Genomic DNA, 7,576 nt, shown 5'->3' with positions numbered 1-7,576 from the left:
ACAGCGCGGGCGTCGATAACGAATGCGACAGGCGTTGTGGCTTCATGGTTTCAAACAAGTGCTGCGCCATATCATTCAACTTAGCTTGGTACTCGTCGGGGCTCAGTTGACGGCGGTTAGGGTGCGCGCCCACAGAGGTGCTGCACTTTTTGGCCGCTTGATTTTTCGCTAAGGTCATGGACACGCCGTAAACAAAAAACATAATTGCCTCCAACAAGGTGAAACTGTTGCCGTTATCGTTACAGGGATATGGACCATCACCCCTTGGTTGCTTTGCCTTGGCTGCTTTGTCTAGGTAGCCTAAATCGTGAATGTGCGCTGCGGCTCTACGGCTCTACTGCGTTAGCGGCCGACGGGCGTGGCTGTCGTCATCGTGTGCAGCGGATGCACATTAGTGACGGCTTGCGAGTCGTTGCGCCACACCATCACCTTGCCGTACAAACCTTGTTGGGGCTCAGTGAAGCGCAGGCTGAAATTGAGCCCGAGTTCGCCTGTGTGGCGAATAAACTGGCGGTAAAACGCAGGGCTTGGGTGGTGATAGGCAAAATGCTTGACCAGCTCGGCGCAACGGACTTGCACTCGTGGGCAATCCATTGGGTCGGTGTGGCCCTTGGCCAGCGCCATTAAACAGGCAAAACGTATTGCAACCAGTAGACGAAACTCATCGCGTTGCTTAGGTGTGGTGTGAACTTTCGCTAGAATCATTTCCCTGTCCTCGGTAGTTATTTAAGTTTTCTTAAATTGAATTTAGGAAAACCTAAGCATAAAGTCAAGGTTAAATTTAGGGGAACTTAAAATTTAAGTTTTGATTTTTGAATTGACAATTAATGGAATAAGATATTGAACTAATGAGATGGAATTGTGACTAACAGTATAAATTCTTTCGTACTATCAATGTATTATGACTTCTATTTTTCATTAAAACTTCAGTGCTTTAAAAGCTATCAGCTTCTGATGGGCTGAGTTGATGCGTATGATTTCATATGTACCTAAAAAGAAAGATTTTTTTATATGAAATGATTACTTGTTTACCTAATTGGAAACTTACCATGAATTGAACAGTTTTTTTTTGTATACTGAACAGTAGATTTATGCACATTAAATATTGAGGTTACGACTTTGTCGTTATTTAAAATGCCCTTAGAGCCAGAGTTAAAATCAAATATAATCAATCATTTAATTGATGAATGGGGAATTGGAACCCATGACTTAATTATTAATGAATTTACAGTCGGTGATTTGTCTCGACGTGTTGATCTTGCATTGATCAAATCTAATCGTCTGTTTGCTTTTGAGGTAAAGAGTGATGCAGACTCACTAGTTCGCTTACAAGGTCAGGTAGATAAATACCTGACATATTTTGACAAAGTGATAGTAGTAACAGCCCCTAAACATACACGTAAAGCACTTGAAATAACGCCTTTACATGTTGCCATTTGGGAAATATCTAATGGCAAGATTTCTATTAAACGAAAAGGAAGAATTAAAGCTGTTAATTCTAAGAAAGAATTAATTGAAATGATGACTGCCGTAGAATTGCGTAAATTGGCTAGACAGCTTGATATCAAAACTTTGAATATAAGGAGAAAAACCTTAGAAACGGCGCTGATGTTGGCACCATGTTATAAGTTGAGAGATTCCGCTATTAACTTTATTAAAAACCGATATAAGTCGCGTAATGATAAGTTTTTCGAAAAAATTTGTGAAGGTAATTCAACCCCTGATGATTTAGAGTACTTAAAGCTTTCTCGTCGAAATGTTAAAACAGCAGAGGTGATTAATATAGAATGTTTTATTTCTGCATTAGAAGAATTGAAATCTGCACATGAAAAAAATCATAAAGTAACAAATATGGTGGTAAATGTTTAGTTCATTTATCACCATATTGTCAGTAAAATTTTAATCTATCCAATCTTCTTCTGTAACTATTTCATTTAAATTTTCTAGATAATGAAGTTGTTGGTATAAGTGAAGGTTAATTCTTACTGCTGTTGCCCTGTGCGCTGATGTAATACCAAATGTGTCCCCTATGCTTGTTTTTTCTATCATTTGTCGTCCCCAAGCTGGTAGGTTACTAATCCAATAATCACTCTTCATAATCTCAATTGCCGCATCTTTATAAAGCTGTTCTTTGTTATCTTCATCCTCGGAAAATTCTTTACGAACAAAGCGCCAATCATTTTTCAAAGCATAATCAATCCTTGGGGGTGGAAGACCTCCTCCTCCATTTTGAGTCAGTTCACGAGAGCTACCCCTATCAGAGTAAACTAGTTTTACTTCAGGGCAGTCATTAGCAACAAGATTGTAAATTTGTCGCTCATAAATGGGTATCTCGCCTTTATATGATCGTCCGAAGGAATAAGGAAATGATGTGCCAGAAACTGTAAATATCGCATGTGGAAGAATTTTATATAGCGATTTTATAAATCTAGAATATTGATGATATTCTAATAAATTTCGCCTTGACAAATCACCGTAATCTAAAATTACTAAAAGTTCATGAATTGGTTTTACACTTAAAGCTTTAATTATTATATTCAACTCTTCAGGTGTAATTGAGTTGTTTTCAGTAAGTTTTAATCGGGCCACAATAGGCCTTTGTAAATGCAGAAAGTTATCTAATTGAAGGTTTAGTTCATCCACATTTTTAATTTGTAGTACTGGAATTAAATTTATATTTTGGGTGATAAATTCCACCCAGTTTTGATATCCATTACTTGGGTCTGCTAATCTTTGGAATTGATAAAAAACTTCTTTTACATTTCCTTCAGATTCTGATATTTTTTCAGGTATCGATTCTATGAATTCAGCATCTAAGTCGGCAATCCAAAAGCGATTCCCAAATGCTTTTTCTACTCGCTTAATTGAGTTGCTTATTTGATTTGAATTTGCCCACCTTTTTAATTCTACAATAGGTAGAATCAGGTCTTTTTCATTTTCAAATAATTCTTCTACCGCTGCCATTTCAGCAGGTTTTAAAGATAAGATTGGAACATAATTAGCTTTATTTAGTTGCATGTGTGCTCCTATGAATTAATTCCAATCAAGTCTGTTTTTTAATGCTGTTGGAGAAACATCTAGCTCTTCGGCAACGGCTTCGTATAATAGCTCACCTTTTTTGTCGGCTGAGTGTTTCTTTATTAGTCGCTCAACATGATTCATCGGCATAATAATATCAGCGGCGAGGCTATCTGCTTCACGTTCTATAGCTGTAGATTGAGATGAGCGATAGAGCACATCATCAGTTATACCGTCTCCTAATAACTCTCGATGCAATAAAAAATGAGCAATTTCATGAGCTAAAGTATATCGTTGCCTAGTTTTAACGTCATGTCTGTTAATTTTTATATTTACAACTCCATCTGACTCTTTAATTTGACCAGAGATGTTTGCAGTTAGAGTGGCAAGTTTAACAACAAGACCAAATTCTTGTGCAATTGCTCCAAGTTTTACTGGGCATTCAGCTTGTATTCTGTTTATAACGGACTGTTGCGAAGGATTTAGTCGGTGCCATACTTTAGACTTATTCATCATTCATTAACCTCTTCGTCAACTTCAGGATATTTGTTAAAACCGCTAGAACCAGTGATTACACTGGTTGTAAAATTAGCTCTTATAATTAAATCTACAGCACTTTCAAGATGCTCCTTTAACTCTCCGGCATCAAGCAGACGTGCTATTTCAGTTTTAGCTACATGATTAATCTGGATGTTAGCTTCCATTTTTGCAACATCTGAGGCAACGATGTGGGCCGCCTCTTTTGCACTGTCTCTAACGTTACGATATCCATAAAATGCAACAACTGCTACAACAACCCCTAGTGTTGTAATAATAACTGTTACGCAAGCAAGTAATATGCTTATCCACATCGAATAATTCATACTACTGTTGGTATTCTCAATCTCAGTTAAGCTATTTTTAAGTTCCTGTTGTTCAGATTTTAAGTCACCAACTACTTTTTTATATTGCTCTATAGTGTCGAGTAAATCTTGATTTTGATTATTGTTAGGCAGGGGAACTTGAGCTTTTTCTGCATCAATCGTTCTAATAATTTGACCACTTTCAGAGGCAGGTAAAGTTTCTAATCTGCTCTCATTATTTATTTGTGCTTGTAAATTAGAACTTAGAATTGTCAAGAGAGTAAAAATCAGAGGTAAGACTTTTTTCATAAAACTTCCCTTTAACTGGATGGAGATCCATATTTAATTGTTATAGGCACATTAGGTCAAAATTACACCTTGCTATGCCCCGCAGAAACTGGATAAATTTAATTTACTGCAGTATATCCATCAGTTCATTAAATTCTGATTTAAACTATTAACTTGCCTAAGGCATTGAAATATAGGATAAATTATATTAAAACCGAATACCAAAAGACTTTGCCGATGATTTTTACCTGTTTTAGTTTTTCAACATCCAAGTGTTCGTCTGGCCACTCATCCGTGTTGTAGCTACGTAGGCGCAAGCCACCACCGGGGAGTTTGTAGAGCATTTTGACGCGCATCATGCCATCGTGGTTAATGGCGTACATTTTACCGTCGATAACCTCAGTGGCTGAGGTATCCACGCCCACAGTTGAACCGTGGGGTAATACAGGTTCCATGCTGTTGCCATTCACTTTGACGCAGGCCGCATGATCTGTGTTTACACCTTGGCGCTTAAGGCTGCTTTTGGCAAAACGGAGCTTAGGGCCTTTATATTCAATACCTTCTGCAATCCCTTCACCAGCCGAGAGTTCGATATTCACGTAAAAGGGAATTTCAACTTCATCGTCACCTAGTGGGCTATCGTTGTCCCATAGATCAAAACCGCCTGCCCATTCAGCATTGGATTCTGGTTTCTTCGTATTTTTACTATCACCAAACATCAACCAGTCAGGAGAGCACTGAAGTGCTTGAGCCAACTTGTAAAGATTTTCACCTTTTGGAGATGTGTCACCTGATTCCCATTGTGAAATGGTAACGCTTGAAACTCCTACTTTTTTACTAAGTTGGAGTTGAGTCAGGTTGATAGTTTTTCTTCGCTCTTTAGAGCGTTCACCGAGTGTTTTCATATAAGTTATCTTAAATCAATTTGACTTAGGTTTTATTTATACCGATACTTAGGAAAACTTAAGTTTAGGGTGGTGAAAAATGAAAACTCAGCTTGCCGTCGAATATTTCAAAGGGAAATCGAAACTAGCGAATGCATTAGGTATTAATCCAGCTTCCGTTTCTCAATGGGGTGAAGATGTTCCCGAACTCCGCGCTTATCAAATCGAGCGCCTAACTGATGGCGCACTCAAAGTTAACCCCGTCGTTGTTTTAGATAATCCTGAGTCAGTGAATGTGGCTTAGGTTCACTTTAGGTTGAAGGAGGACAGTACACATGAAAACCCATTCACGTAAAAACGACAGCCGTTTGAATTTGTTGATGAAAACAATTCATCGGGTGTTGGAGTTACCCAAGATGACGCGCTTTGCGCTGGCGATAGATTTTGTTGCGGCGGTTGAGCGCCTTGGGCTAAGCGAGGTGTTGGCGGCGGAGGGCATTAGCTTTGCCAGCACGCAAGACGTGCACAACGATGCGCGGATTAATGCGCAAAAGCTGTTCCGTTGGCTTGGTCAGTACGAGGGCCAACACCCGCAGGTGGATCGCTTGTTTCATGTTGAGCAAGCACTGGTGGCGGCACTGCCCGAGCATTTGCGGGTGCAGTATCTCAACGATGTGTTTGGCTGCACTGGGGTGACTGTGATTGCCGACCGCATGAATGACGGCCATGTGCTGCATGTGGCCGATATGGCGGCATCGCTCACCAAAGAGAACGCCGAGGCGCAAGTGGCGGTGATCCATTTGGGTCCGGCGCCGAAGCGCGAGCAGTTAGTGGCGGCGCACCGCGAGTTAAAAGAGTCGGCGGCAACCACGCAAGCGAGCATGGCGGCGTTAGAGCTGGCGTACCCGTATTTAGCCAGTCATGGCGGTAAGGCGGCGCAATTCGCGGCCGAGAAGTGACCGCGATGCCGCAATCGAACCTTAACATCAATGTTATCGCCAGTGCTAAGACTGAGTTGCACCAACAGTTGATCCGCTTGGGCGACATGATCGGAGACGGTTTGCACTTAGAACCTGATGGCAAATGGATTGCGAAAGAGTATGTAAAAGTGGCGCGGGCGTTAGGTTATCGGCCAAAACGTGCTAATCACAGCGCACAGATTAATGCGGTGATGCTTAAGCGGGTGGCTGATGTGCCTTGTGGCCAGTGCGGTTTGGCTTTAAAGCAAACCAAGTCGGGCTCAAAACGCGCCGTGTGTGCCAATGGGCATAAGTGGCAGTTGTTGAAATGACTTGTTTGAATGACTTGTTGAAATAAGAGACGGAGTGAATGACATGTTCACAAATCAGTTAAGTGATAACTGGGCGCGTAAAAAACGCCGTTATCAAATTGCCCGCCACAGTTTGGCGACCGATGCGGGCTTGATACCTAAGATGAAGTGGGGAGCATAACGATGTTTGATCCTGAATGTTTAATTTGTTGTTTGGAGGGCGGCGCCGCGTGTTCGGTGCATGGGCAAGTTAGCCGTGATGATGGGCCCGCCGTGGCCGCGCTTACCGAGATGGAAACCGCGCAAGTGACGTTACTCATGATGCAAGCAAAGCAGTTAATGCTTAAGGCGATGGCGCTTAAATCTAAGTCGAAAATGCCTAGTAGCACTGAGCCTAATGTGCCAGAGCTTAGCGCCAAAGAGCTTAGCGCGGCAACCTCTGAACGGGCAGCGTTAAGCGGCGTGAACATGGGCAAAGACATTGCCTGTTTTCATGGGCATACCACGGCGGATTTGTTTAGGCGAACGCAGGTGGGCCGAATGGTTGAGGTGTTAAGGAGCTGCGATGAATTGCAGCATAGTCGCCCCGAGCGTTGGGCGGTTATCGCGACCGACATCGTGGATAAGGCGTTGCTGGGCAGTGAAAAGCAGTTGTTGCTGCCGACGGTGAGCATCGATTGGATTATGAATTATCTGCTGATGGAAGAACAACGTGCGGAGCGTTCTATTGCGCTATTGGCGGCGGATGTAGGCGCGGCTGATGCGAGTGCAGCTAATGTGAGTGCGGCTGATATGAGTGCAATAGCAAAAAGCCGTAACGTGCACATTAAACGGCGTGATTTTTTTAGCCAGTTGCGCAGTAACTTGGCGCACAAGGTTGACTTGCTTGGCTGTGAAGGCGAGCGAGCGGAGGGCAACGGGGCACATTGCAGTTGACCCGTTGTTGTAGACATAAGAAAGCCCGCTGAAGTTTTGGCGACCGATGCGGGCTTAATACCTATACCTAAAGTGAGGCAATATCATGTTACTGAAGCATGGGGTTTGCGTCAATTCGAGTTTGTGGGTTGCTCTGTTTGGGGGTGGCTTATGAGTATGGAATTGATGGTAAAAGCGATGAAGGCCAAGGTGGGCAATCCACTGCGCAAGCTGGTGTTGATCAAGCTTGCTGATAACGCCAATGACCAAGGCGAATGCTGGCCGAGTTACCAGAACATTGCTGAGCAGTGTGAGATCACTCGTCGCAGTGTGATGAACCACGTAAAAACGTTGGAGGA

At 42.4% G+C, this 7,576-nt stretch carries 11 protein-coding genes and 1 pseudogene; 6 read left to right on the top strand and 6 right to left on the bottom strand.

Translation table 11 applies throughout. From position 1 onward, the window contains the following. Both Q4Q50_RS22135 and Q4Q50_RS22130 read right to left on the bottom strand, forming a co-directional pair. Nucleotides 1–202: pseudogene (locus tag Q4Q50_RS22135) on the bottom strand (hypothetical protein); the annotation flags it as partial. A gap of 140 nt (nucleotides 203–342) precedes the next feature. Beyond that, nucleotides 343–705, bottom strand: coding sequence for a hypothetical protein (locus tag Q4Q50_RS22130; RefSeq protein WP_311901185.1), 363 nt, complete (start codon nucleotides 703–705; stop codon nucleotides 343–345). Nucleotides 706–1,119: 414 nt separating this feature from the next. Between Q4Q50_RS22130 and Q4Q50_RS22125 the strand changes: the two genes are divergently transcribed. After that, nucleotides 1,120–1,869: a sce7726 family protein gene (locus tag Q4Q50_RS22125; protein WP_311901183.1), complete on the top strand. Its 750-nt coding sequence runs from the start codon at nucleotides 1,120–1,122 to the stop codon at nucleotides 1,867–1,869. 30 nt (nucleotides 1,870–1,899) lie between these two features. Here the strand turns inward: Q4Q50_RS22125 and Q4Q50_RS22120 are convergent, their stop codons facing one another. The 4 genes from Q4Q50_RS22120 to Q4Q50_RS22105 form a co-directional block, all read right to left on the bottom strand. Next, nucleotides 1,900–3,018 carry a beta family protein gene (locus Q4Q50_RS22120; RefSeq protein WP_311901181.1) on the bottom strand — a complete coding sequence of 373 codons (1,119 nt, stop codon included), beginning with the start codon at nucleotides 3,016–3,018 and terminating at the stop codon, nucleotides 1,900–1,902. A 15-nt stretch (nucleotides 3,019–3,033) separates the two neighbouring features. Continuing rightward, nucleotides 3,034–3,531 (bottom strand): ImmA/IrrE family metallo-endopeptidase, encoded by a 498-nt coding sequence (locus Q4Q50_RS22115; protein ID WP_311901179.1) that lies wholly within the window; start codon nucleotides 3,529–3,531, stop codon nucleotides 3,034–3,036. Next, nucleotides 3,531–4,169 (bottom strand): hypothetical protein, encoded by a 639-nt coding sequence (locus tag Q4Q50_RS22110; RefSeq protein WP_311901177.1) that lies wholly within the window; start codon nucleotides 4,167–4,169, stop codon nucleotides 3,531–3,533. The genes Q4Q50_RS22115 and Q4Q50_RS22110 overlap by 1 nt, the downstream gene beginning before the upstream one ends. Before the next feature lie 182 nt (nucleotides 4,170–4,351). Continuing rightward, complete coding sequence (locus tag Q4Q50_RS22105; protein ID WP_311901176.1) at nucleotides 4,352–5,053, bottom strand: S24 family peptidase; 702 nt, start codon at nucleotides 5,051–5,053, stop codon at nucleotides 4,352–4,354. A gap of 79 nt (nucleotides 5,054–5,132) precedes the next feature. Here Q4Q50_RS22105 and Q4Q50_RS22100 point away from each other — a divergent pair, with 79 nt between their 5' ends. The 5 genes from Q4Q50_RS22100 to Q4Q50_RS22080 all read left to right on the top strand — a co-directional run. Continuing rightward, entirely contained in the window at nucleotides 5,133–5,336 is a 204-nt protein-coding gene (locus Q4Q50_RS22100; protein WP_311901174.1) for a Cro/CI family transcriptional regulator, read from the top strand. Between the two features lie 31 nt (nucleotides 5,337–5,367). After that, the gene (locus Q4Q50_RS22095) at nucleotides 5,368–5,991 is read left to right on the top strand and encodes a toxin YdaT family protein (RefSeq protein ID WP_311901173.1); all 624 of its coding nucleotides are present in this window, start codon (nucleotides 5,368–5,370) and stop codon (nucleotides 5,989–5,991) included. A gap of 5 nt (nucleotides 5,992–5,996) precedes the next feature. Then, complete coding sequence (locus Q4Q50_RS22090; RefSeq protein ID WP_006083868.1) at nucleotides 5,997–6,323, top strand: hypothetical protein; 327 nt, start codon at nucleotides 5,997–5,999, stop codon at nucleotides 6,321–6,323. Between the two features lie 162 nt (nucleotides 6,324–6,485). After that, nucleotides 6,486–7,238, top strand: a complete 753-nt coding sequence (locus Q4Q50_RS22085; protein WP_311901171.1) for a hypothetical protein — start codon at nucleotides 6,486–6,488, stop codon at nucleotides 7,236–7,238. A gap of 150 nt (nucleotides 7,239–7,388) precedes the next feature. Next, nucleotides 7,389–7,576 (top strand): helix-turn-helix domain-containing protein (locus Q4Q50_RS22080; RefSeq protein ID WP_311900100.1); only part of this gene is annotated, 188 nt, incomplete at its 3' end.

Source organism: Shewanella scandinavica, assembly GCF_031932065.1.
GTDB lineage: Bacteria > Pseudomonadota > Gammaproteobacteria > Enterobacterales > Shewanellaceae > Shewanella > Shewanella baltica.
The sequence above is the reverse complement of the archived record's forward strand: the minus strand, read 5'-3'. Positions and strand labels throughout refer to the sequence as shown.